Genomic DNA, 25,931 nt, shown 5'->3' on the forward strand with positions numbered 1-25,931 from the left:
TCAATCTATAGCCTAAAAACACTGTTCAACGCACTTTAATCCGTTTTATTGCCTGACAAATTTTAGTTTTTCATCGAAAAAAGATGTCTTTTTAACGGAATTATTCAGAAATAGGCGTGCATTTCATCGAAAATATTGACAAATTATTTTATTAAAATTAACATAAATACCTAGTTTATAAATTGTTACAAAACAAAATTAGAATATTTGTTTGACACTTTGTATTTTATTTAACACAAAGCTTGTATAGGTATAAAATTCAGTATATTTTTGATACGTAATCTTTCAAGATGGTCTTTTTAAATTTTGAGCAAGGGATTACTCAATTTAAGTGCTTTCAACAAAAATTATAATAAGAACATTTCTCACTTTAATTCACTATGAAAAAACTATTACTACTACTTACTTTACTAACAGGTAACTTTATTTTCGCACAGGTTGGCATTGGTACGGATGTGCCAAATGCTTCCTCACAATTAGAAATAAAATCTTCTAATAGAGGGGTTTTGATCCCGCAAATAGCATTAACGGGTACTACAGATCAAGAGACCATTACAGCAGGTAATGTCGAAAGTTTACTTGTTTACAACACGACTGACGGGAATGCTATGACTCCTGGTTATTATTATTGGAGTCAGGACAGCTGGAAAAAATTGTCTACAGGTATTGATGTGCCAGATAACATCGTTTATTACGATATTGTAAATAATCAATTTACAAGTATCAATCAAGATGGAGATGTTATAATCATTGGCGATGCAGATCCTGAAACACTGACATTTTTGCGTCTTAATGCAGACGGATTTACTTTAGAGTATTCAGATGAAAAAGGCGCGCTGTCCCAAGTGGATTTAAGAGCGATTGTTAAAAATTTTGAAACTGTAACTTCGCTTGTCGACAACACAGATGGAACGATTACCTATACTAATGAAAGTAACGATAAAGTTGTTATTGACGTTGCTACGGGAATTCAAGGTCCAAAGGGAGATCCAGGTGAGCCAGGTGTTCAAGGGCCACAAGGTCCATTAGGACCAGTAGGTCCAAAAGGGGAAGATGGCATTAATTTTGGTGAACCAGGTCCTAAAGGAGATAAGGGTGATCCAGGTGTTGCAGGTCCAGCAGGTCCTCAAGGCCCAGCAGGCCCGATAGGTCCACAAGGAGATTTAGGTCCAGAAGGTCCGGAAGGCCCAGTAGGTGATGAAGGCCCAAGAGGTATCCAAGGTTTACAAGGCATTCCTGGCCCACTGGGTCCAGCAGGTCCTGTAGGTCCAAGAGGTGAGACAGGTTTAGCCGGGCCACAAGGAATAAGAGGTCCAGAGGGTCCTCAAGGCTCTACAGGCCCTCAAGGTCCAATAGGTCCAGATGGTATTAGAGGTCCAGAAGGCCCTCAAGGTGCAACTGGTCCAGCAGGTCCTCAAGGTGATCAGGGTATAACAGGCGCAACTGGTGCAGCAGGACCCGAAGGTCCAGTGGGACCAACAGGATTGCAAGGTCCTAGAGGTTTGCAAGGTTTAAAAGGCGATACTGGAGCTCAAGGTGAAAAAGGAGATAAAGGTGATAAAGGAGATCAGGGAGAGCCAGGCGTTGGACAGCCAACTTTTTTCTATATGCCCCCAGTAATGATTTATACTGAAGCAAGTCAGGTTCCAGCAGGTGAAACCTTTGGCACAATTGATCTGTATGCTGAATACCAACAACAATTTGGTACGCCATTAGTTGTTAATCCTGGTGCCACCACTACAATTCCTGTACTTCCAAGTAGTCAATTGGACTATTCCGTGACCTGGTATGATACAACAATATTCGAAAATGTGGCTGTAAGCGATAGTGGAATATTAACGTATTCAGTAAAAGCTACTGCAGCTCCTGAAGATACAAGTAGCCCGTCAGAAATGACGATTGTACTGACTGTTAAACCATAGCTAAGCGTGTTTTTTATATATAATTTAAATTAACCCAATCATCATCCTGACTTTAGTTGGTTATATAAACGTCCATGGTTACTATTATTTAGCAAGCAAAGACGTGACTGATAAACTTGTCAGGGTGATCATTGAAAGTTTAAAACGGCAAAATTTTAGCTGTTTGTATTTAAATTTTACCACTTAAAAAACACCATGCTCATAAAATATTATAGATTAATGAAAAAATCTTTACTCCATTTAAGTGCCTTTTTACTATTTACCGGGGGTATGATGGCACAGACCACCAATGAAGGGATGCTTTACATAAGTGAAGGCACCCAATTATCTACATTGGAACGTTTTAACAACCTTACTTCTGGAACATTTTATAATGACGGTGATGTATTGATCTATAGCCACTTTCAGAATGAAGGTATTGTAGATTTTTACAAAAATACGGGACTTACCCGTTTTATCGGAACTGCCAGTCAAGAAATTAGCGGATCAAAAACGAGTTTTCTTTACAACGCGTTTTTCGACAATAGAAGTAACAGTGTTCCTTTTAACATTTCCGGTAGTATAGACATTAGCGGACAAGCCAATTTATTTACTGGTATCCTAGACAATGACAATTTTGGAGGAGAAATTACCTTCAATACAGATGGCAATCATATCAATACTTCAAATGACAGCCATGTTGATGGTCCCGTTATCAAAGTTGGTAATAAAGACTTTACGTTTCCTATTGGAGATGCAGGGTATTATCGCTTAGGTGGTATTTCATCACCTGCGAATGCAACCGCCATTTTTGAAGGAAAATACTTTTTTGAAAATAGTAATGTCATGTATTCCCACGATTTGAGAGCTGGGGTGATCTTAGAAATAGACAACCAAGAATATTGGACTATTGAAAAGCAATCTACAGCCGACGAGGATATCATGATTACCCTGTCATGGGATGAGGCTACCACGCCACAATCTATGTTAGATGCTGCAGCCGAAAATGCACTTACTATTGTGCGTTGGGATGAAGCAACCAACATGTGGGTAGATGAAGGTGGAGCTATAGACCTTACCAACAATACCGTTACTACTGCTGTAAATGATTTTGGTGTTGTAACATTGGGTCGTGTGCAATCTGACTTAATTTTGCCATGTGGTCTTGTTATTTATAATTCTGTCACACCAAACGGGGATGGTCTTAATGACTTTTTCCTTATTGATCAATCCAATAATGATGACTGCGCAAGAAATATAAATGTGCAAGTCTTCAATAGATGGGGTGTTAAGGTTTTTGAAACCAATAACTATGGTGTTAATGGGAATGTCTTTAGTGGTTATTCTTCAGGAAGATTAACGCTTAAGGACTCTGAGTATTTACCATCCGGAACCTACTTCTACATTATTGAATATCAATACGGACCTGATGCAGAGAATAATTTTCACAAACAAGCTGGATATTTATATTTAAGTTCCAACTAAAATGAATCGACTTCTAATGACTTATAAAACTACAAATTTATTACTACTTGCACTTTTTGTGAGTTTGTTCTTCAGTGTGTTCACCACCCAAGCGCAACAAGACTCTCAATACACGCAATACATGTATAATACGGTATCTGTTAACCCGGCCTATGCTGGCTCGAGAGGCTCGCTAAGTATCATGGGTATTTACAGAAATCAATGGGCTGGTTTAGACGGCGCTCCAGAGACTCTTAATTTCACATTACATTCTCCAATTGGTGTTAGAGGTGTTGGATTAGGACTCGGGGTTGTCAGTGACAAAATTGGACCCTCTGATGAAAGCATGGTAACTGCCGATTTTTCATACACGCTAGATCTGGCGCGAGATGTAAAACTATCTTTTGGTATGAAAGGTGGCGTGTCTATCTGGAATCTTAATCCTGATAAGTTGACCATTTATAATCCTAATGATTATAATTTACGACGCGAAAATAACACATCTCCTGTCATAGGAACGGGATTGTATCTGTACACACAAAAATGGTATATGGGGCTATCTTCACCAAATATTTTACAGACAGAGTATTATGATGATGTTCAAGTGTCTACCGCAAGCGAGAAGACCCATATCTATTTAATTGGTGGATACGTTTTTGATATCAATCCTAATTTAAAACTAAAACCAGCTTTTATGGCAAAAGCGGTGGTGGGTGCTCCTTTAGCTATTGATGTTTCTGCAAATGCCTTAATGTATGATACCGTAACCTTTGGTTTAGGATATAGAGTGGACGCCGCTGTGAGTGCAATGGCAGGATTCCAAATTTCAGACCACATCATGATGGGTTATGCGTATGATTATGATACCACTGAGTTTGGTAATTATAACAACGGTTCTCATGAAATATTTTTACGCTTTGAACTGGGAACGAGATTAAGAGCAAAAGTTAATCCGAGATTCTTTTAACTATCTTAAAAAAGATTTGATGAAAAATAAAATTACTACCTATAGTTTCTTCTTGTTTCTCCTTTGCTTTTCAAATATAGCATTGCTTTATGGGCAAGAGAACAAAATGAAAAAGGCCGCTGAAAATTATGAGCAATTGAATTATGTCAATGCTCAAAAAATTTATTTGGATGTTGCTGCAAAAGGCTATAAATCTGAAGAGCTTTTTACAAAACTGGCAAACAGCTATTATTTTAATGCCGAATATGACCAAGCTGTCATATGGTATGAGCGTTTGTTTGATTTTAATGCAAATCCTGATCAAGATATCGTTTACTTGCGTTACTCCCAAGCTTTAAAAGCGACGGGTCAACCTGAAAAAGCGGCGAAGTTTTACGATACTTACGTGGTGAAGAACGGTACTAAAATGCATTTGAGAACCACCGTCGATTATGAAAAATTGATTCAGGAAAATTCTGGCAGGTATGACATGAAGACTCTAGAACGTCTGTATCATGAAGGGAAAATCACGTTTGGTCAATTTAAGCAAGGAAGTACACTGTATTTTGCATCTACTGATGACACCAAAACCTTTTACAACAGAAGAAGTGCGTGGGATGGTCTTAGCTTTTTGTCGCTATATACCATTACCTTAGACTCGTTAAACCAAGCTCAAGAAGGTCCAAAAAGACTTAAGGCTAATTTGCAAAGTAAGTTTCATGAATCTACACCAGTTATTTCTGCTGATGGGAACACGATGTACTTTACAAGAAGCAATACTACAAGTGCAACCGAGAATGAGGATCAAAAATTAAAAATTTATAAGTCAGTCAAGAGTAATGACATGTGGCAAGATGCTGAAGAGTTATCAATAAATAGCGATTATTTTTCTTCTGCACATCCTGCTTTGAGTCCTGATGGTAAAAAGTTATATTTTTCATCAGATAGACCTGGCGGATTTGGAGAATCAGATCTTTACGTGTCAGCCATAAATAGTGATGGAAGTGTAGGTGCGCCTGTTAATTTAGGATATAAGATCAACACACGTGGTAAGGAAACCTTCCCATTTGTGTCTGCTGAAAATGAGTTGTATTTTTCATCTGACGGTCATTTTGGATTGGGAGGATTGGATGTGTTCTATGTTAAAATTGCGGATTACGGTTACGGTAATTTGAATAATGTTGGCCAACCCGTAAATTCTTATGCAGACGATTTTGCCTTTGGAATTGATTTTAAAACAAAACGTGGCTTTATAAGTTCCAATCGGTCAGAGAAAATAGGGGAATTTGTTCATGACAATGTCTATACATTTCTTGAAACAGCTCCTATTGTTGATCTCTATGCTGGGATTATTGAGGGTACGGTTACGGATAAACAAACAGAGTTGCCATTACAAAACGCACTTGTAACCTTAACGGATCCTGACGACAACATGTTCAGACAAGTCAAAACTGACAGTGCTGGTTATTATATAGCTGAGACCAACAAGTTTGATGCCTATTTGGTAAGAGTGACTAAAGATAAATATGATGCTGATGAAGTGTTATCCAAACCAAATGTTGAACGCCAAGAAATAAATTTCCAATTGCAACCTAATGAAGTTGCTATTGAAACTGGCATAGATTTGTCTAAAGTGCTTAACATCCCAATGATATATTTTGATTTTGACAAGGCAAACATTAGACAAGATGCTAAAGTTGAATTGGAAAAAGTATTGGCTGCACTGAATCAATACCCACAGTTAAATCTTGAAATTCGTGCGCATACAGACAGTAGAGGAAATGATGCCTATAACCAAAAGTTATCCCAACGTCGTGCCACAGCAACTTTAAAATATTTAGTTGATAACGGTGTGTCTGAATCACGTTTGAGTGCCATTGGTATGGGAGAAACCAATCCTGTTAATAAGTGTACTAACGGTGTAAGATGTTCTAGAGCCGAACATCAGAAAAATAGACGTTCTGAATTTATTATTAAAGACTAGTACCCTAGACACTAGTTCTAAATTCATATGAAACAGAAGCCGGAGATTTATCTTCGGCTTTTTTCTGTCTTTAAATTGCTGAAACAACTATTGCCGACGTTTAGGTATATGTTTTATGGCATTTTAAAGTAGAATAAGGTTTTCCTTAAAATTAATATCTTAGCAAAAAAATATTGACACAGTTGTATTCATATTTTTTAGATATAATTTTTAATTCTTTATTGTTAATCAATTAAATTTGGATTTCACAATTTATTAGTTTTAGTTATGATAAAACACAATTATAATCATAAAGTAGCCGTCATTACGGGTGGTTCAGGAGTCATTGGATTTGCCATAGCCAAAGGATTGGCGTTGGAAGGTGTAAAGGTTGTTATTTTGGGAAGAACTCAAGAAACCATTGCTTCTAAAGTCAAGCAAATCGAAGATGTTGGCGGCATTGCTTTAGGAATATCTGCAGATGTGCTCAGCAAAACATCTTTGGAAGGTGCAAAAACCAAAATCATTGAGACTTTTGGTAAAATTGATATTTTGATCAATGCCGCTGGGGGCAATGTAAAAGGCGCAACCATACAGCCCGATGAAGATTTTTTTGACATGGAAATGGACGATTTTGACACCGTTACCAATCTCAATTTGAAAGGGACGGTATTGGCATGTTTAATTTTTGGACGAGAAATCTCAAAACAAGAACAAGGCTGTATTATCAATATCTCATCACTAGCCGCGCAACAAGTACTAACACGAGTGGTAGGCTATTCTGCTTCAAAGGCTGCGGTTGAAAATTTTACCAAATGGCTCTCAGTTGAAATGGCGCAAAAATTATCTACTAATCTAAGAGTCAATGCCATAGCACCAGGTTTTTTTATAGGTGAACAGAATAGAAATTTATTATTGAATACTGACGGATCCTTAACATCTCGAGGACAGACCATCATCTCTAATACACCTATGAAACGCTTTGGAGAAGCTGAAGAATTGATAAGTACTGCTTTGTGGCTGTGCTCCGATGCTTCTCGGTTTATTACAGGTGTTGTGGTACCTATAGATGGTGGATTTAGTGCGTTTTCAGGAGTTTAGAAGATATGAAATTAGAAGAAACATTTAGATGGTACGGTCCAAAGGACCCCGTTTCCTTGTCAGATATTAAAATGACCGGAGCTACAGGTATTGTGACCGCTTTGCATCATATTCCGAATGGTGAGGTTTGGCCAATATCTGAAATTGAAAAACGAAAAACTGAAATTAAAAATGCAGGTTTAAGATGGTCTGTGGTAGAAAGTGTACCTGTTCATGAAGCCATCAAAACAAGAACTGGGAATTATAAAGAATATATTGACAACTACAAGCAAACACTTATCAACCTAAGTCAATGCGATATCAATGTCATCTGCTATAATTTTATGCCCATATTGGACTGGACGCGCACCAATTTAGATTACGAATTGGAAGATGGCTCAACGGGATTGCGATTTGACACCCTTGATTTTGCTGTTTTTGAATTGTTTTTGTTGAAAAGACACGATGCGGAAAAGCGTTACCCGCAAGAGATCATTTCGCTTGCCAAAACTCGATTTTCCGAAATGAGTCGGGATGAACAAGATTCCCTAATTCACAATATTATAGCGGGTTTGCCAGGTACGGAAGAAGGCTATTCGCTGAGCCAATTCAATTTGGCCTTAAATACTTATGACAATATTGACGCGGATCAATTAAGAGAAAACTTGGTTTATTTCTTAGAACACATCATTCCAACTGCTGAACAAGCTAATGTGTTTATGTGCATCCATCCGGATGATCCACCATATCCTATTTTAGGCTTACCAAGAGTGGTGAGTACCAAAGCAGATATTTTATATTTATACAAGTCTGTAGAAAGCATTCATAATGGATTGACGTTTTGCACAGGGTCATTTGGTGTCCGATCAGACAATGATTTACCAGCAATGATTGCCGAACTTGGGGAACGCATTCATTTTTTACACTTGCGCAATGTTCAAAGTGATGAAAATGGCAATTTCCATGAAGCAAACCATCTTGAAGGCAATACTGATATGTTCGCAGTCTTAAAGACGATCATTAAGGAACAAAAAAGAAGAAAGTCTGAAGGACAAACCAACTTTAATATTCCAATGCGTCCAGACCATGGCCATAAGATGTTGGATGATTTATCTAAGGAGACAAATCCTGGTTACTCATGTATTGGCAGATTACGCGGGCTTGCCGAATTGAGAGGGCTTGAAATGGGAATTCGAAAAAGTTTAGATTAACACAACTTTCTTTTTGTTTTAAAAAAAATTGTTATGATAAAAAAAATAACGTTTGTAATCCTTTTAACTGTTTCATTTGTAAGATCACAGACCCCGACCGTTGGTTTACTTTATTCAGATAGCCAGGTTACTGAGGGCTACACGCTGTTTACCCCTGAAGTCAACCAAAGTGTATATTTAATTAATAACTGTGGTGAAAAAATAAATGAATGGACGTTTAAGGAGTTGCCAGGAGCAACCTGCTATCTTTTAGAAAATGGAACATTACTACGAGCAGGGAAGAATGCTATTGAAATTAGAGACTGGGATAATAATGTTTTATGGAGCTACGAGATGCGTGCAAATGGATTAAACCAACACCATGATATTGAACCGCTTCCTAATGGGAATATTCTATGTATAGTTAGAGATAGTTATTCTAACATAGAGATCATTGCTAATGGAAAGGATCCTCTTAAAGTAGGAGGAACCATTGACCTTGATAAAATAGTGGAATTAAAACCAATTGGAACAAATGATGCTGAAATTGTTTGGGAATGGAAATTTATAGATCACCTCATTCAAGATTATGATGATACAAAAGCAAATTATGGGAGTGTTGAGAATCACCCTGAACGTATTGATATCAATTATATAGATCCCTATTTTGAGGATTTCGATAGAGGTTTTACTCATGTAAATGGTATTGATTATAATTCACAACTTGACCAAATTATTATTTCTGCAAGACATCTCAATGAAATTTATATTATTGACCATAGCACCACAACTGCTGAAGCTTCTGGTCATACCGGCGGTAATTCAAATCGTGGAGGAGATATTTTATGGAGATGGGGTAACCCTATGGTTTACAGACAAGGAGGAGTTGAAGACCAAAAACTGTTTTTACAACATGATGTAAAATGGGTAGAACCAGGGTATTTGGATGAAGGCAAACTATCTGTTTTTAACAATGGAGGTGATGGTATTAGGTCCTTTAGCTCAGTTCACTTATTAGATTCAGAGATTTCTGGCAATACGTATACAAAAGAGAAAAATAAATTTAAACCATTAGACTTTAACTGGTCATGGACTGGCTCTATATTAGGAAGAACTATTTACGAAACAAAAAAATCTGGAACTCACAGTCTTCCAAATGGTAACTTTATAATTTGTGAAACTTCTCTAGGACAAGTTTCAGAAATAACCAAAACGGGCGAGCATATATGGACGTATAAAAATCCATCAGGAAAAGATATATTTAATCAATTTGATGACGTTTCACCAAATTTCAATTCCATCTTTAGGGCTGAAAAATATCCCAGTAATTATATCGGTTTTTTGGGAAAAGACTTAACACCAAAAGGTGTTATTGAAAATGAAAATTCCCTTTCAAAAACTTGTACTACTTTAAGCATATTTACCTCTGACGTTGATAATCTCAAAATATTAAATCCAGTTTATGACAATATTCTAAAATTCAACAAAGAGATAAAACTAGATGCTATAAAAATAATTGATGTTAATGGCAGGACTGTGTTCACGACTAAAAACTTTTTAAATGACCACATAGTTGTTGACATAAATTCAGGTTTTTATTTCATTGAACTTCGAGAAGCAGAAGTAATTAAACGAATAAAAATTATAATCATCTGAATTCTTAATAAGTATAGTGTCATAACCCGCGTTGTGCATTATAATTTAAAACTAAATTGGTCTCTTTTTTTAATGAATTTGAAGGCTGTTTTATAGTGGAACGTATGCCTCTATAGGTTTGTAAATTATCACGGAGTTCTCATTCAAAATATAATATCTGTGTCCGCTCAATACTGTATGTTGTAATTCTTTATATGCAGTTTGTTTTGATTAATCTTAAACCTAAGAAGATTAACAGACGATAATGCATCTTATCTAGCGGCTGTTCTATTTTATTACAGAGTTTTAACTGTGCTAAAAAAAGAGATCTTTCGTAGAAACTTTCTAAGCTAAATCCATTCTCTACTTTATAAAAAGCTTTAATTTTTAATAGGATTGACTGGCATCTCCATATTCTATATTTAGCGCTAATTTTCATTCTGGTAAGGTGCTCTTGTAGCGTCATCGTTGAAAAATTATAATTACAAAAATTTCATTTTTTTCATATACAAAGCGTTTAAGAAACTAAAATCTTAACAAATTCAGGTCAATAATGTGGATTTGTAAATATTAATGGCTTTTAGCAATTTAATAACATTTTTAATGCAAACGTTTGCATTAAACATATATTTTACTATATTTGAGTACACAAACACTATAATCACTCGATATTTATGAAAAAAACTATGCACTCATACCCTCTATCGCGGTGCAAACGAGAACTGACAAAACGCACAGTTTTGGGCATTTTATTCCTCGTTTGTTGCGCTTTTAGCAATGGGTACTCCCAAAATCAATCAGTTTCGGGAAGAATAACAGATGAGGCTACTGGAGAGCCTTTGTTTGGGGTTAATGTCATTGTTAAAGGAACTCTCAATGGCGTATCTTCTGATCTTAATGGTAATTATAGCATTAAGAATGTGACTCCGGAAAATATTTTAATGTTTTCATATATGGGGTTTACAGACCAAGAAATTAGAATAGGCAACACTACTGAAATTAATGTGATCCTGATACCTTCCGTCGATCAGCTCGATGAATTGGTCATTGTTGGTTATGGTACGAAAAAGAAAAGAAACTTAACAGGTGCGATAGTTTCAGTGGGCAGTGAGGACATTGATAAATCGAATTTACAGGATCCGATATCCATTTTGCAAGGACGTGCTGCTGGAGTGCAGGTCACCTCTAACTCTGGTGCTCCAGGTGGAGGCATGAGTATTAAAGTAAGAGGGAATTCTTCTTTAAATTCTGGCAACTCGCCATTGTATGTCGTTGATGGTGTTCCTATAGAATCAAGCTCATTGTCCTCCTTAAACGGAAGTGAGAATTTTGGTCTGAATCCTTTGGCTGATATTAACCCTGGAGATATCCAATCCATAGAAATCTTGAAAGATGCTGCGTCAACAGCCATATATGGCTCACGTGCTGCCAATGGCGTTGTTCTGATTACAACAAAAAGAGGTATTTCAGGGAAAGCTCAGGTAGATCTAAATATATCCTCGGGTGTTAGTGAGATTCCTAGAAGACTTAGCGTTTTAAACGCCAGTCAGTATAGACAGGTTATTCTAGATTCCTATAGAAATATGGACAATCCTGTGACTCCAAATGGAATTATTTTAGATTCCTTAAATCCCAAAAACAATGGTGATGTTGATTGGCAAAAGGAATTATTAAGAATAGCACCGCAAAATAAAATAGATCTTTCCGTACGTGGTGGAACCGATGATTTAAAATATGCGTGGAGTTCTTCATTTTTGGATCAGGATGGGATCATCTTAAATTCAAATTACAAAAGAGTTACTACAAGGTTAAACGTTGATTTTAAGGTTTCGGAGAAAGTTACTTTCGGGCAAAGTATATCTTATACCAACGGTGTTAATAATAGAATTAATGCAGGTGGTACGGGTAACCTAAGTGTGATTCGAGAGCTGCTAGTTCGTCCACCAATTTTTGCTGCGTATTTACCTGATGGCTCCTATAATGGATACCAATTTGGAAGAAGAAATCCTATAGGTCTTGCAGAATTGGCAACACACCTGAACAAGAGCAATCGTGTAATTGGCAATCAATATGTTGAATATAATATCTTAGAGAGTCTTAAATTAAGGAGTAATTTAAATTTGGATTATACGTCCATCAAGGAAGACGAGTTTATACCTTCTACATTAGACTATCGTGAAGGTTATAATTCAGGTTCAGTACGTTCAATAAACAACTTAACATGGGGGAATGAAACTTTTTTAAGTTTTAATAAACAACTTGGAGAATCCCACAATTTATCGGCTCTTGCAGGACTTAGTTTTCAGGATTGGAAATACGAAAGAGTTGGTTTGGATGGGATGTTCTTTTCAAGTGATAATATAACCACATTAAATGGAGCAGGAACAATTTCAAATCAAGAGGTGAACATCACTACAGAGCATTCCATGCTTTCTTATTTTGGAAGGGTTTCCTATGATTATAAGGGAAAATACTTGTTTGAAGCCAATTTGAGAGCGGATGGGTCTTCCCGATTCGGCGAAGACCAACGTTTTGGTTATTTTCCATCTGCAGCGGTTGCATGGCGTTTTTCAGATGAAGCATTTTTAAAGAATGTCGACCTCCTCAATGACGCAAAGTTACGTTTAAGCGTTGGACAGACTGGTAATGAGTCTATTGGCAATTACACCTCGCGGGGTGAATTTATGGTAGGAGCAAATTATTTGGACTATTCTGGAGCAGCTCCGTCTGTAATGCCAAATTCAGGTTTGACTTGGGAAACAACAACGCAGTATAATGGTGGTTTGGATCTTTCTTTCTTAAATAATAGATTGACGTTTAATGCCGATGTTTACTTAAAAATAACCGAAGATCTGCTTTATAACGTTCCTATCCCAAGAACAACCGGTTTCTCATATGTGACCCAAAATATTGGTAGCATAGAAAACAAAGGTATTGAGCTTTCTTTGAATTCAAGAAATTTAGTAGGAGACTTTAAATGGGAAACAAATTTCAATATTAGCGCAAACCGCAACCAAATAAAAGAGCTTCCAGAAAACTTATTGACAAACGGCTTTATTCAAAATGGAGACTTTCACATTTTAAAAGAAGGTTTACCAATTGGAACATTTTATGGCTACAAATTTAACGGCGTCTACTCACGAGATGAAGACAATGTTAACCAAGTGACCAATGGGGCATTAGGACAACAATTTAAGGGTGGTGATCCTATTTGGGACGATGTGAATGGTGATAATATTATTGATGAAAATGATAAGCAGATTATTGGAGATGCCACTCCTGACTTTTTTGGAGGTATAAACAATACGTTTTCTTATAAAGGTCTTAGTTTAGGTGTTTTCCTTCAATTTTCTTATGGTAATGATATTTATAGCGAAATTAATCACCAAAGAAATTCGGTGGTGAGATATAACAACCTTTCTACAGATGCCTTAGACAGATGGAGAGAACAAGGTGACGTTACAAACTTTCCTAAACCAGTGAGTGATGACCCACTACGTTCAGATAGTAGAGTCCAAAGTCGTTGGGTAGAAGATGGTTCTTACATCAAATTGAAAAATATCAATATTAGATATCGATTTCCTGATAATATGGTTGACAATTTGGGCATGAGAAAATTAGAAGTCTATGCATCAGCGCTCAATGTGTTGACATGGACACATTATACAGGGTTTGATCCTGATGTTAATTCATATAGCGGATTAAGAGAGGGAATTGATGAAGGCTCCTACCCACAAAGCCGAACTATAATGCTTGGGTTGAATATTGGATTTTAAATAGAAATAACATGAGATACATAACAAATTATAAAATAATAATTACTGGAATTCTAGCCTTTTTTGCATTTTCCTGTTCAGATAGTATATTGGATAAAGATCCCGTGAGCAGTTTTTCTGGCCAAGGCTTTTATAAAACCTCAAGTGATGCCCAAGCAGGAGTCTATGGTATATATGACGCATTACAATCGACATTTAGGGTGAATTTTGCCTATTGGGGCGAAGGAAGAGCAGATGCTGTTGCCACTAATCATGCGGGTGATCCTGTGGCCTTAATACAAAATAACCTTACGCAATCTATAAGTTCAGCACGTTGGAACAATATTTACGAAACTGTCAGTCGCGCAAACTACGCTATTAAGTATATTCCTGATGTTTTTGAAAATGAAAGTGAATTTAGTCTTCAACTCATAGCACAAGCTAAAGCCCTTAGGGCATTATCCTATTTTTTTGCAGTAAGAGTTTGGGGAGATGTGCCCTTAATTACTGAGCCTTATGAAAGTGTAGACCAAGAATTTTTTGTTCCGAAAACGGATAAGGAAAAGGTGTTAGATCAAATAGTGGAAGATTTAATTTTTGCTTCCGAAAACTGTAAGGACAACTTCTCCGGCGATAAAACAAGAATATTATTCACCAAAGGCGGTGCCAATGCCTTGTTGACACAGGTATATATGTGGAGAAAACAATATAATGAAGCTATTGAATCAGCCGAAAAAGTCTTGGATAATAGTCAATATTCGTTAGTATCCATGAATGATTGGTCTAAAATATTTACTTCTGGTTATTCCAATGAAAGTATTTTTGAAGTGGGGTATAATGAAACGCAAACCAATGCATTGAGAGTACTTTATGCTTTAGGTTCCGACAGTGATTATTTCCCAAGTGAGTCATTTAAGGCCGCTTTTGAAGATGGAGATTTAAGAAAGAATTTAATTTACGATACAACAAACGCCACACCTAAAAAGATTTGGAAATTCTTTGGCGAAGGCTTTAGTGATGAAAGTCCAGATCCTTCCTCCAACAATATCGTTCTATTGCGTTTAGCAGACATCATTCTTTTAAAAGCAGAAGCGCATAATAAATTGGGCAACAATAGTGAGGCAATTAAATTATTAAATTTAATTAGAAAAAGAGCAGAGATTCCAGAATTGGACGAAACTCAAGCTACTGCTTTGTATGGCAGTGTAGAATCAGCTATTTTACATGAGCGACTGATCGAGTTGTCTTTTGAAGGACATCGTTGGTTTGATTTGGTAAGAACCGGAAGAGCCATTTCTGTTATGGGTCCTATTAATGGTTTGAGTGATGAAGGCAATTTTGTTTGGCCTATACATGAGGATGCTTTAAATAGAAATCCTAGCCTACAGCAAAATGACTTTTACAGATAGAATGTGTTTTAAGAAAATAAATCCAAAAAAAATGAAAAATTATAAATTAACCCCATACACGAAAATTGGAGTTTTTTTTACAATCGCTATGAGTCTCTTTTTCGGTTGTGAAATCCAAGATGGATTTTCCTATAAAGAATCCAATTCCAATAAACCTTTGGGTGTAACTGCATGGCAGTATATTCAAACACACGACTCATTAAACCTATTGCAGGAAGCTATAAAACTGACTAATACTCAGGATTTATATGAGGCTAGCACAGGTAAAACATTTATTGCTCCTACAAATGAGGCTTTTAAGGAATACCTTCAAAATAACACTTATCAAAGCTTATCAGAAGTGCCAGTACCAATTTTGCGTAATGCCCTAAAATATCACGTGGTGAACGCTTACGTTTCTTTTGATGACCCCGATTTAATGGAAAGTAATAACCCCATAGCCTACACCAGTCAAAACGGACAGACTATATTTTTGTCGCACAGAAGTAACTTTACAGGTGTGGTCAATGAAGGTACAAGTAAACAATGGGAAATCGTTACCTCAAACCTCAAAGCTTTAAATGGTGTCATCCATGTGGTTCCGTCCATTGTTTATTTTTCTGCACTTTCTTCAGGTTCAGAAGGACCCGATCCAACGGTTGTAAGAGATACTATTTTTCCAATAGCTGATGCTTACGTTAATGGAGGTAGTAGATCTTCACAAAATTTTGGCGCAGATCCACTTTTGAAATTGAAAAATGTAACTGGCAATGGAGGATATGACAGGAAGTCTTTTTTAATGTACGACTTGAATGATTTTACCAAAGATGGGGTTATAGTAGATCTAAAACTTGAAATTGCGGTAAAATTTACTGCCGCAAAAGGAATTGACCTAGACGTTTATAATGTAAAGGATACTTTATGGACCGAACTAGGCTTAACTTTTGATAATGCGACCCTTCCAACAACTTCTCCTGTATCTCGCATTACTTCAAGAAAGATAAGCACTTTTGAATTTGACATGACAGATTACTATAAGAGCTTAGATTACAATGGGCGTATTTCTCTTATGATAGATCAAGAAGCAGGTAGAGATGAAACCGACGAATTTCATTCAAAGGAAAACACAGGAGGATTCAATCCACCAATGCTGATTGCAAGATTTGCCTCAGGAGACACGGTATTGAGCATTGATAAAAACACAGGGTTCTCAGTAGAAAATGGAGAAGCTTATGTATTTAGTAATACTATTCTTCAGGTGTCAGGTTCGCCAGCGGGTGATGTGAAATTTATAATAAAAGAAGCGCCACAATATGGATGGTTGATTCGCGGTGCCAGTATTTTGAAAGTTGGTGACTCCTTCACGCAAGAAGATGTTGATGTGATGAACTTGCTTTATATTCACAATGGTATAGGATCTTCAGATAAAATTGTGGTTTCTGCTGAAGATAAAGCAGGTGCTAGTCTAAACAATTTTGAGATAGTGGTAACCGTACAATAATTTGAGGCAAATGTCATTTTTAATAAAACCTGTCATTATATTTTTATTTTGGGTATCTGTTGCCATATTAACGTCTTGTTCGACGTCAGAAAGTGACACTAATGATCCTCCAACATTCACCACCAGAATTATTAAATTCTCTGGCTTTGAATGGATTGTGAGAACTTCAGATGAGAAGAAACAAGGCCCTGGACCGAATTTGTTCTCGGATTCTGCTGACAATGTTTGGGTAGATGAATATGGTAGGTTGCACTTAAAAATCGTTCAGCGCAATGGACATTGGTATTGTGCAGGGGTGACTTTAAAGCATTCGCAAGGTCATAAGAAATATGTCTTTTATTTATCAAGCAGAATAGATGAATTGGATGAAAACGTTGTTGGAGGTCTTTTTACCTATAAAAACGATAACGAAGAGATAGATATTGAATTTTCACGATGGTCAAAATTTGACAACCAGAACACGCAGTATGCAATACAACCGGGAGTCAATGCGGGAAATAAATACCGCTATGACATGGATTTAACATCAAATCTCTCCACTCATTTCTTTGATTGGAAAGCGAAAGAAATTGAATTTGGGAGTTATGAAGGTCATACTTTAAATCCTGAAGATGATGCCATAATCAATGCTTGGACTTATACAGGAAGTGATATCCCTCCCCTAAACGATGAACGCCTAAAATTAAATTTATGGTTGTTTAGAGGTCAAAGTCCTACGAATTCGCAGCCTGCAGAAATGATTATCGAACGGATTGAAATACTGTAAAGCATAAAGATAATTTAGAACTCGAAATTTAGGGGGATGGTAAAATTTTACTATTTCCCAAATTTCCTATTGAAACAAATAAAGAAGTTTAAAAATATAAAAACTATAAATAATGCCAGATCTTAACCGAAATATTAATGTTTTTCCTGACAAAAAAACGACTGGAATTGCCGCAGGAAAAGCTGTAGAAACTTGTATAGCAAAGTTGCAAAAGACCCAAGATACTGTAAGGATCATTTTTGCAGCAGCGCCTTCACAAGATTCAATGCTCGATTATTTAACGAAATCAACCTTAATAGATTGGAATAGAATAGTAGCATTCAATATGGATGAATATATAGGTTTAAAACCTAATGCTCCAGAGCTGTTTTCATCATACCTTGAGAATGCACTGTTTTCCAAAGTGCCTATTAAACACAAAAACACAATCCAGGTTGATAATGGTGTTTTAACTGAAATTGAAAGGTATGCACAGCTATTAACGGATGAGCCTATAGACATTGTATGTTTAGGCATTGGAGAAAATGGTCATATTGCTTTTAATGATCCACCAGTAGCAGATTTCAATGATCCAAAAATCATTAAAGTGGTCGAGTTAGACAAGACCTGTCGCTTGCAACAAGTAAATGATGGATGTTTTGATTCCTTAAAGGAAGTACCTGCAAAAGCAATCACATTAACTATCCCGACACTTTTAAGAGGAAAAAATTTGTTTTGTGTCGTGATCGGCATAAAAAAAAGCAATGCTGTTAAAAACACGCTATTGGGGCCGATAAGCACCTCTTGCCCAGCCTCTATACTGACCACACACACCAACTGCAACTTTTTTATCGATGAAGATGCATATAAGGAAACTACGAGACTTGAAAACGTATAAGGCCAGTTGATGGCATCAATTTAATAATGATTAAAAAGTTTAATTGGCATGGTTGATGGCCATGTTTTAAACAAAATTACAGGAAGATGAATTATAAATATATTTTTAAGTTTTTACTTTTTGCAAGCCTTGTTCTCATAGGAATCGAGGATGTTTCGGCACAAAAGCAGGCAAGAACTGAGAGTCATGATTTTAAAGTAAAAGGTTTCCATTTGGATTTACGGATACAAGTGATGACTCCAGCAGCTCTAAAAGCATTTGCTACTGAGCTTGCAGGTTTTGGAATGAACACCCTTGTGATGGAATGGGAAGGTACCTATCCTTTTGAAAAACACGCTACGATCTCCAATAAATACTCCTATTCGCGAGAGGAGGTGAAAGATTTTATTGATCACTGCGAAAAATTAGGCATCAAAGTCATTCCGCTTCAACAAACCTTGGGTCATGTAGAATACATTTTGCGAAATTCCAGATATAGTGATTTAAAGGAGGACAGGAAAGATATATCGCAATTGTGTCCTATGGAAGTTTTGGGTAACAAGGCGCTTTTTACTGATTTGTTTACTGATTTGGCGGAAATGCACAATTCCAATTATATCCATATAGGAGGTGATGAAACCTATTTATTGGGACATGACGAAAAATGTAAAGCAAAAGTAGAGAAAGAAGGAAAATCAAAATTATTTGTTGATCACATGAAAATGATTGCTGAAATCGTTATTGGTTTAGGAAAGAAACCTGTCATGTGGGCCGATATCATTTTAAAATATCCAGAAGCAGCTGCAGAACTACCAGAAGAAACCATTTTTGTAGATTGGAACTACGGTTGGAAAGTTAATCATTTCGGAGATGTCTCTAAACTTCAAGGTTTGGGGTTTTCTTTTTGGGGAGCACCGTCAATAAGATGTCACCCAGACAACTGGTATGTTACGGACTGGCCTACGCATTTCAAGAATCAAAAGGAATTTATTCCTTATGCCCGCGAAGCCAATTATGAAGGTATGGTGATGACCTCCTGGTCTACCACCGGCCTGTACGGTTTTACGTGGGATGTAGGTTATGATGTCATCGATATGGTACAAATTAGAAACACGTATCCGTTATCTGGCTTCCGTATTTTAGTTGCAAGTTACGCTGAAGCCTTGGCTTCTAAAGATCCTATAGATCCTAAAGCTTTTATTTTAAACTATGGAAAAAAGCGGTTTGGATTAAAAAACAATGAGTCTCATACCTTGTATGATTTTTTATATGCCCCACCGGAATTGATCGCCAATGGCATACCTACTAAAAGTCCAAGCATAGAATCTATGCTAAATGACTACGGTAAAATTAGAAGTCAATTAGTTTTGGTAAACCCAACAAAAAACAAAAAGGAATTTGAACATTTTAAACTGATGGCCGATTTAAGAATACATTACATAGAATTTAAAGCGGTGGAATCGGAATATAATTCGGTTGATTTTACAACATCTCAAATCCCTCAGTTACTTAAAAAATTGACTAAAATATTAGATGATGCCGAGGTCTTGGGTGTAAGGTTTTCTGAACTGAACAAAGGGTTTCTTTACGATTCTGAATTAAACGAACAAAATGAATTGAGAGTACAGCAAATGCGTGTTCTCCATGATAGGTTAGCGAAGTTAAAATAATTGCTTAAAAAACAGTTACCTAGTTAAGCTCTTTTAGTAGATTCTCGAACAATTAACTCAGTTCTTATAGTGATGGTTTCTGAATTTACAGAATCATCTTTATCTTCAATTTGACGGATGAGCAGTTTGGCGGATGATTCCCCCATTTGGAAAGCACAGTCATTAATGGTCGTTAAATGAGGCTCGATAATCTTGGATATCGGATAATTACTAAACCCCACAATAGCCACCTGTTGTGGGATTTTTATATCGGCCTTTCTAAAAACTTGGATAAGACTCACTGCGGTATAATCATTGGCGCAAAAAATACCATCTGGTAATTCTGGAAGTTCTAAAAACCTATTTGCACAAGTAACACCCTCCTCATAACCAAGATTTTTTGTGTGTAAAATGAAATCTTCCTGTATGGGCAGGTTATGTTTCACGAGTGCTGCTTTAAAACCTTCCAAACGAGCTTTGAAAATGTTGGTTTTTTGGCTTCCTGCAATATGGCCAATCCGCTTACATCCGGAGGCGATCAAATGTTCTGTTGCAGTAAATGCAGATTCGAAATCATTGATAATTATTTTGTTGGCATCGAAATCGGTGGGCACCCGATCATAAAAAACTAGGGGCACACCTAATTTTTCAAATTTCTTAAAATGATCGCATTTTTTGGTTTCAATACTTAAGCAGGCAATAACGCCATCCACCATTCTGTTTTGAAGGATTTTGACGATTTCTTTTTCTCTTTTAAGACAATCTTTAGACTGAAAAATGGTAACATTATATTCATTTTTATAAGCATAATCTTCTATACCACTAATTACCAGGGAATGAAAGTGAATATCAATTCTAGGAACAATAATTCCAATGGATTTAGTTTTGTTCGTTCTAAAACTCGAGGCAATGGAATTTGGGATAAAGCCTAATTTCTCGGCCTTCTTTTTAACCAATTTTTTTGTTGATTCGCTAATGGCAGGATGATTGTCTAAGGCTCTTGAAATCGTAGAAGCCGATAAGTTCAGGTCTTTAGCCAAATCTTTTAAAGTAATCCTTCGATTTTTCATGGTATCTTAGTCAAGCGTTTACACATTCTTTTACTACACAATTCTCGAATGTAAATCTTTCACAAACAAAGGAAGGCGTATAAAGAGCTGCCTATCAAACAAAGTAATCAAAATAATAAAGCGAAATTATAAAAAATATCAGAATAAAAACAGATTATCAATAAAATTAGAGATGCAAACGTTTGCATAAAAAATAAAAATAAAGTAGATTTGACTAAACCTGAATTTAATTTATTGTGGTTTGGCTATATCTATTTTAATTTCACAACACGATTGTTAGTGTCTCCTCAGCGTAAAAAAGCGGTTGAAAGATATAATCTGGAAATAAAATTAGAACTTTATCTTTCGATTTTATTTATAGGTTATTAAAAACCCATAATTTTAAAAACATAGATTTCAATGCAATTACTCGATTGGTTCGTTTTAGTCCTCTATTTTACCATGCTTTTATCCATTGGATTGTGGGCATATTCACGAGTTAAAAATTCAGCTGACTTTTATACGGCGGGAGGGAAGTTGCCCTGGTGGCTTTCTGGAATTTCACATCACGTTTCTGGTTATAGCGGCGCTGTTTTTGTGGCCTACGCAGGGATTGCCTATACGCATGGCTTTACACTGTATGTTTGGTGGGCATTTACGGTTTCTATTGCTACTCTGTTGGCGGCATTTTATATTGCTCCAAGATGGGCGCGTTTGCGGAAGTTTTCAAACATTCAATCTCCTACTGAATATCTACTTGTGAGATACAATGTTCAGACGCAACAACTTATTGCGTGGACAGGATCAATTATTAAGGTGTTTGATACGGGCGGAAAACTTGCGGCAATTGCAGTTTTATTAAATGTGTTTAGTGGTGCTTCAATCACTTTTGGGATTTTACTGGTTGGTGCGGTATCCTTAATTTACATTACTATAGGTGGGCTTTGGGCCGATGTATGGAATGATTTTGCTCAATTTGTAGTCCAATTGATTGCAGGAATTACCATGTTCATAGTCATTGTTATGAACTTGGAAGGTGGTGTTGCAAACATATTTACAATCTGGGAGAAACTTCCCGAAGGAAATTCAAGTTTTTTCAATGATCCTTATACTATCACTTTTGCATTTACCATGCTATTAATTAATTTCTTTAGTTATAGTGGGGGTACATGGAATCTGGCTACTCGTTTTATTTCTTCATCTTCTGCAAAAGTTGCGAAAAAAGCTGGAGTTTTATCGTCCATTTTATACCTGATATGGCCTTTGGTGTTGCTTTATCCAATGTTTGCTGCACCTCTGTTTTTTGATTCACTTGCGGATCCTACGTTGTCATATGGTATGATGGCGAGGAAGTTTTTACCTGCAGGATTGCTTGGTCTCGTCCTTGCCTCTATGTTTGCTAATACCCTATCTATGACCGCGTCAGATTCGAATACGGTTTCCGCGGTTATCTGTAGAGATATTTTGCCTAAACTCTTCCCTAAATTTCAAAATCTGTCCAGAAAGAAAGAACTCAGACTCGCAAGAATCACCACATTCTGCTTTACGCTCATTACCATCCTCGTAGGGTTAAATGCCAGCAAATTTGGGGGTATTTTTGGTTTGATTGTAACATGGTTTGCTGCCTTACTTGGTCCAATCTCAGTACCTATGATCCTTGGACTTCTTCCTATATTCAAAAAAAGTGGAAGTACTGCGGCTATTGGATCAATAATTGGTGGCTTATCGGTTTTTATTATTCTTAAATTGGTAGAGGAAAAATCACTTGCTTTTGAAATGGGGGCACCGATTATGGCTTCTTTGATTCTTTTTGTAGTCATAGGATTATTTAACAAGAAGCCGGTTCCAGAAAAAGTTACTGACTTGCATTTTAACTTATCGAATAAAATAAAGAGTTAAGATATGATACTGAAAGCATTGGATTATAGAACAGGTAAACCTATTCGCGTTGAAGTAAACGAAGACTGCATTCATGATATTTCAGGATGTATCGCATTTGAGGATACACACTATTATATAGCTCCAGGTTTAGTTGATCTTCAAATTAATGGATTTAAAGGGATTGATTTTAACAAAGTAGGATTGGAGGTTGCTGATGTGTATAAGCTCACCCAAACACTATTTGGAAAGGGAATCACTACATTTTTTCCGACAATTATAACCAATAGTGACGAGGCTACCGTCTCCTTGATAAAAGTCATTTCTTTGGCTTGTGAGAGTAATACAGAAGTCAACGACTGCATTGGGGGCATTCATCTTGAAGGGCCTTTTCTATCGCTCGAGGATGGACCCAGAGGTGCACATCCGAAACAATATATAAAAAAGCCTAATTGGGAGTTATTTGAAAAATGGCAAAAAGCTGCTGGAGGTAGAATACGCATCATAACTTTATCTCCCGAATGGCCAGAAGCGACCGATTTTATTAAACGTTGCACAGATACTGGCGTGATTGTTTCTATTGGACATACTGCTGCAAGTCCGCATCAAATTAATCAAGCCATTGAAGCGGGAGCTACGATGTCTACCCACTTAGGAAATGCATCACATGCGATGCTCCCTCGGCATGTGAATTATTTGTGGGAACAATTAGCTTCTGATGCGCTTTGGTCCACATTGATTGCGGACGGCTTTCATTTGCCCGATGCGTTGCTAAAGATTTTCTTAAGAACAAAACCGAACAAGAGCATTTTGGTGAGCGATGCAACTTCTTATGCCGATCTGCCTAACGGTTCATATACTGGTCACATTGGTGGCGATGTTGTATTGGATCATTCAGGGAAATTATACATGAAAGATAGTCCTACTGTGCTTGCTGGTTCTGCCCAATCCTTACTTTGGTGCGTTAATCAATTGGTCGCAAAGCATATCTTGCCATTATCTGAGGCCTGGAATATGGCCTCCATAAAACCGACGGTTGCGCTTTTTGGAAAAGTCCACAATGATTTAGAGGTTGGACGCCGAGCCGATCTCGTGATCTTTAAAAATGAAAATAATAATTTAAGAATCGTTAAAACTATTAAAAGTGGGAAACTGGTTTATTCAGCGCTGGATTAAGCGCCAACATTTGAAACAAAAAAACGTCAAAATATGAATTATTTGAAAGCGAAATATTTAGGGGTAGTGATAATGATTTTTGTGACATCACTAAAAGCGCAAGTGGATATTATCCCGCAACCGATGGAGATAAACATAGGAGAAAATGTATTTACTCTGAATTATAAAACTGCAATCATAGCCAGCGGTAAAACTGATAATTCTGTAAAATTTTTATCTGCTTTTCTAGAAAAGGGATTTTATCGAAAACCAAAGCACAAAAAAAAAGGGAACGGTATTGAATTGGTGTTGAGCGCTAACTTGAAAGCAGAACTAGGGAAAGAGGGCTATCACTTAAAGACCACTTCCAATAATGTCAAGATTGAAGCTGCTACAGAAACTGGCTTGTTTTATGGCATCCAATCCTTCCGACAGCTATTGCCCAGTGATTTTGAAACTCAAATCTATTCAAATAAATCTCTAGAGATTCCTGGCGTGGAATTAAAAGATAAACCTCGGTTTTCTTGGAGGGCTTTTATGCTGGATGAATCACGCCATTTTAAAGGTGTTGCTGCCGTTAAAGATTTATTGGATCAAATGGCGCTGCTTAAAATGAACGTCTTCCATTGGCACCTCACCGATGATCAAGGTTGGCGAATAGAAATAAAAAAATATCCCAAACTCACTGAAATTGGAAGTCATAGATTGGATACCCAATCCAGTAGAAAAAGCCCAGAGCGCGTTGGTGCGCCTCACGAAGGTTTTTATACACAAGAGCAAATTAAGGATATAATCCAATATGCTCAGGAAAGACATATTCAAATCATCCCTGAAATTGAAATGCCGGGTCATGCAACAGCTGCCATTGCTTCATATCCATGGCTTGGAGTTTTAGGGACAACAAAAGACGTTTCTGTGACTTTTGGTAAACTGGACGACTCTTTCAATATTTCAGATGATAAAGTATATGAATTTCTGACAGATGTACTCAGCGAAGTCTTTGAACTCTTTCCAAGTAAAATTGTACATATAGGTGGAGATGAAGTACGGTTTGGAACTTGGGAGAACTCTAAAGAAATACAAAACAAAATCAAAAAAGAGGGACTGAAATCTCCCGCTGACCTTCAAATATTCTTTACCAATCAAATATCCAATTTTGTAGAATCTCATGGACATCGGATGATGGGCTGGAATGAAGTACTTGGTGATCAGGTTCATGAATGGGACGAAGGTTCCAATATGAATGTTAATGAGAAATTATCCGAAACAGCTATTATTCATTTTTGGAAAGGAAGTCTCGACCTCATCAAAAAAGCCGTTATCAATGGACATGATGTTGTAAATTCTTTACACTCCATGACCTATTTGGATTATGATTATAAGTCTCTTCGGTTATCTAAGGCGTACTCTTTTGATCCGATACCAGAAGGATTAGAAGAAGAATATCATGATAAAATATTAGGACTTGGCTGTCAAATGTGGAGTGAATGGATCCCCGAGGTGAAACAAATGGAAAATCAAGTTTATCCTAGAATAGCAGCTTATGCTGAGGTAGGCTGGACAATGAAATCAAATAAGAATTACGAAAATTTTATTCAAGCTCTTGTAAAACTTGAAAAACGATGGGAGCTTTCTGGAATAAATTATCATGAAGGATTTGATTAATTTTATTATCAGTCTTTACCAGTTGGGATAATTCTGTATAAATATCCTTCTTAGGAACACCAAAAAAGAATAAAGGGATTACAACTTTAT

At 36.7% G+C, this 25,931-nt stretch carries 17 protein-coding genes; 16 read left to right on the forward strand and 1 reads right to left on the reverse strand.

Annotation, left to right across the window (positions count from 1 at the left end; all coding sequences use genetic code 11):
- Positions 1 to 380 precede the first annotated feature (380 nt).
- From JEM65_RS22870 to JEM65_RS13560, 13 genes are all read left to right on the forward strand, one after another.
- Positions 381 to 1,922 (forward strand): collagen-like protein, encoded by a 1,542-nt coding sequence (locus JEM65_RS22870; protein ID WP_199600448.1) that lies wholly within the window; start codon positions 381 to 383, stop codon positions 1,920 to 1,922.
- A gap of 219 nt (positions 1,923 to 2,141) precedes the next feature.
- Positions 2,142 to 3,386 (forward strand): gliding motility-associated C-terminal domain-containing protein, encoded by a 1,245-nt coding sequence (locus JEM65_RS13505; RefSeq protein ID WP_199600450.1) that lies wholly within the window; start codon positions 2,142 to 2,144, stop codon positions 3,384 to 3,386.
- A gap of 16 nt (positions 3,387 to 3,402) precedes the next feature.
- On the forward strand, positions 3,403 to 4,332 hold the full coding sequence (locus JEM65_RS13510) for a PorP/SprF family type IX secretion system membrane protein (RefSeq protein WP_233530658.1): 930 nt from the start codon (positions 3,403 to 3,405) through the stop codon (positions 4,330 to 4,332).
- Positions 4,333 to 4,351: 19 nt separating this feature from the next.
- A complete protein-coding gene (locus JEM65_RS13515) occupies positions 4,352 to 6,295 on the forward strand; it encodes an OmpA family protein (RefSeq protein ID WP_199600454.1) in 1,944 nt (647 codons plus the stop codon).
- Positions 6,296 to 6,562: 267 nt separating this feature from the next.
- Entirely contained in the window at positions 6,563 to 7,375 is an 813-nt protein-coding gene (locus tag JEM65_RS13520) for an SDR family oxidoreductase (RefSeq protein ID WP_199600456.1), read from the forward strand.
- Between the two features lie 5 nt (positions 7,376 to 7,380).
- Positions 7,381 to 8,565, forward strand: a complete 1,185-nt coding sequence (uxuA, locus tag JEM65_RS13525; protein ID WP_199600464.1) for a mannonate dehydratase — start codon at positions 7,381 to 7,383, stop codon at positions 8,563 to 8,565.
- Positions 8,566 to 8,598: 33 nt separating this feature from the next.
- Positions 8,599 to 10,200, forward strand: a complete 1,602-nt coding sequence (locus tag JEM65_RS13530; RefSeq protein WP_199600466.1) for an aryl-sulfate sulfotransferase — start codon at positions 8,599 to 8,601, stop codon at positions 10,198 to 10,200.
- A gap of 719 nt (positions 10,201 to 10,919) precedes the next feature.
- The gene (locus tag JEM65_RS13535) at positions 10,920 to 13,955 is read left to right on the forward strand and encodes a SusC/RagA family TonB-linked outer membrane protein (protein ID WP_199600468.1); all 3,036 of its coding nucleotides are present in this window, start codon (positions 10,920 to 10,922) and stop codon (positions 13,953 to 13,955) included.
- 11 nt (positions 13,956 to 13,966) lie between these two features.
- Positions 13,967 to 15,343: a RagB/SusD family nutrient uptake outer membrane protein gene (locus JEM65_RS13540; protein ID WP_199600470.1), complete on the forward strand. Its 1,377-nt coding sequence runs from the start codon at positions 13,967 to 13,969 to the stop codon at positions 15,341 to 15,343.
- A gap of 31 nt (positions 15,344 to 15,374) precedes the next feature.
- On the forward strand, positions 15,375 to 16,823 hold the full coding sequence (locus JEM65_RS13545; RefSeq protein WP_199600475.1) for a CBM96 family carbohydrate-binding protein: 1,449 nt from the start codon (positions 15,375 to 15,377) through the stop codon (positions 16,821 to 16,823).
- Positions 16,824 to 16,833: 10 nt separating this feature from the next.
- Positions 16,834 to 17,589 carry a glycoside hydrolase family 16 protein gene (locus tag JEM65_RS13550; protein WP_199600477.1) on the forward strand — a complete coding sequence of 252 codons (756 nt, stop codon included), beginning with the start codon at positions 16,834 to 16,836 and terminating at the stop codon, positions 17,587 to 17,589.
- A gap of 112 nt (positions 17,590 to 17,701) precedes the next feature.
- On the forward strand, positions 17,702 to 18,466 hold the full coding sequence (locus tag JEM65_RS13555) for a 6-phosphogluconolactonase (protein WP_199600479.1): 765 nt from the start codon (positions 17,702 to 17,704) through the stop codon (positions 18,464 to 18,466).
- Between the two features lie 86 nt (positions 18,467 to 18,552).
- Positions 18,553 to 20,115: a family 20 glycosylhydrolase gene (locus JEM65_RS13560; RefSeq protein ID WP_199600481.1), complete on the forward strand. Its 1,563-nt coding sequence runs from the start codon at positions 18,553 to 18,555 to the stop codon at positions 20,113 to 20,115.
- A 23-nt stretch (positions 20,116 to 20,138) separates the two neighbouring features.
- On the opposite strand, the gene JEM65_RS13565 is transcribed toward JEM65_RS13560, so the two are convergent.
- A complete protein-coding gene (locus JEM65_RS13565) occupies positions 20,139 to 21,164 on the reverse strand; it encodes a LacI family DNA-binding transcriptional regulator (protein WP_199600483.1) in 1,026 nt (341 codons plus the stop codon).
- 399 nt (positions 21,165 to 21,563) lie between these two features.
- Between JEM65_RS13565 and JEM65_RS13570 the strand changes: the two genes are divergently transcribed.
- From JEM65_RS13570 to JEM65_RS13580, 3 genes are read left to right on the forward strand one after another with little or no spacing between them, the layout of a single operon-like run.
- Positions 21,564 to 23,042, forward strand: a complete 1,479-nt coding sequence (locus JEM65_RS13570; protein WP_199600485.1) for a sodium:solute symporter family protein — start codon at positions 21,564 to 21,566, stop codon at positions 23,040 to 23,042.
- A 3-nt stretch (positions 23,043 to 23,045) separates the two neighbouring features.
- The gene (locus tag JEM65_RS13575; RefSeq protein WP_199600494.1) at positions 23,046 to 24,197 is read left to right on the forward strand and encodes an N-acetylglucosamine-6-phosphate deacetylase; all 1,152 of its coding nucleotides are present in this window, start codon (positions 23,046 to 23,048) and stop codon (positions 24,195 to 24,197) included.
- A gap of 33 nt (positions 24,198 to 24,230) precedes the next feature.
- Positions 24,231 to 25,841: a beta-N-acetylhexosaminidase gene (locus tag JEM65_RS13580; RefSeq protein ID WP_199600496.1), complete on the forward strand. Its 1,611-nt coding sequence runs from the start codon at positions 24,231 to 24,233 to the stop codon at positions 25,839 to 25,841.
- Positions 25,842 to 25,931 lie beyond the last annotated feature (90 nt).

This window comes from Gelidibacter salicanalis (assembly GCF_016469035.1).
In the GTDB taxonomy this organism is placed as follows: Bacteria; Bacteroidota; Bacteroidia; order Flavobacteriales; family Flavobacteriaceae; genus Gelidibacter; species Gelidibacter salicanalis_A.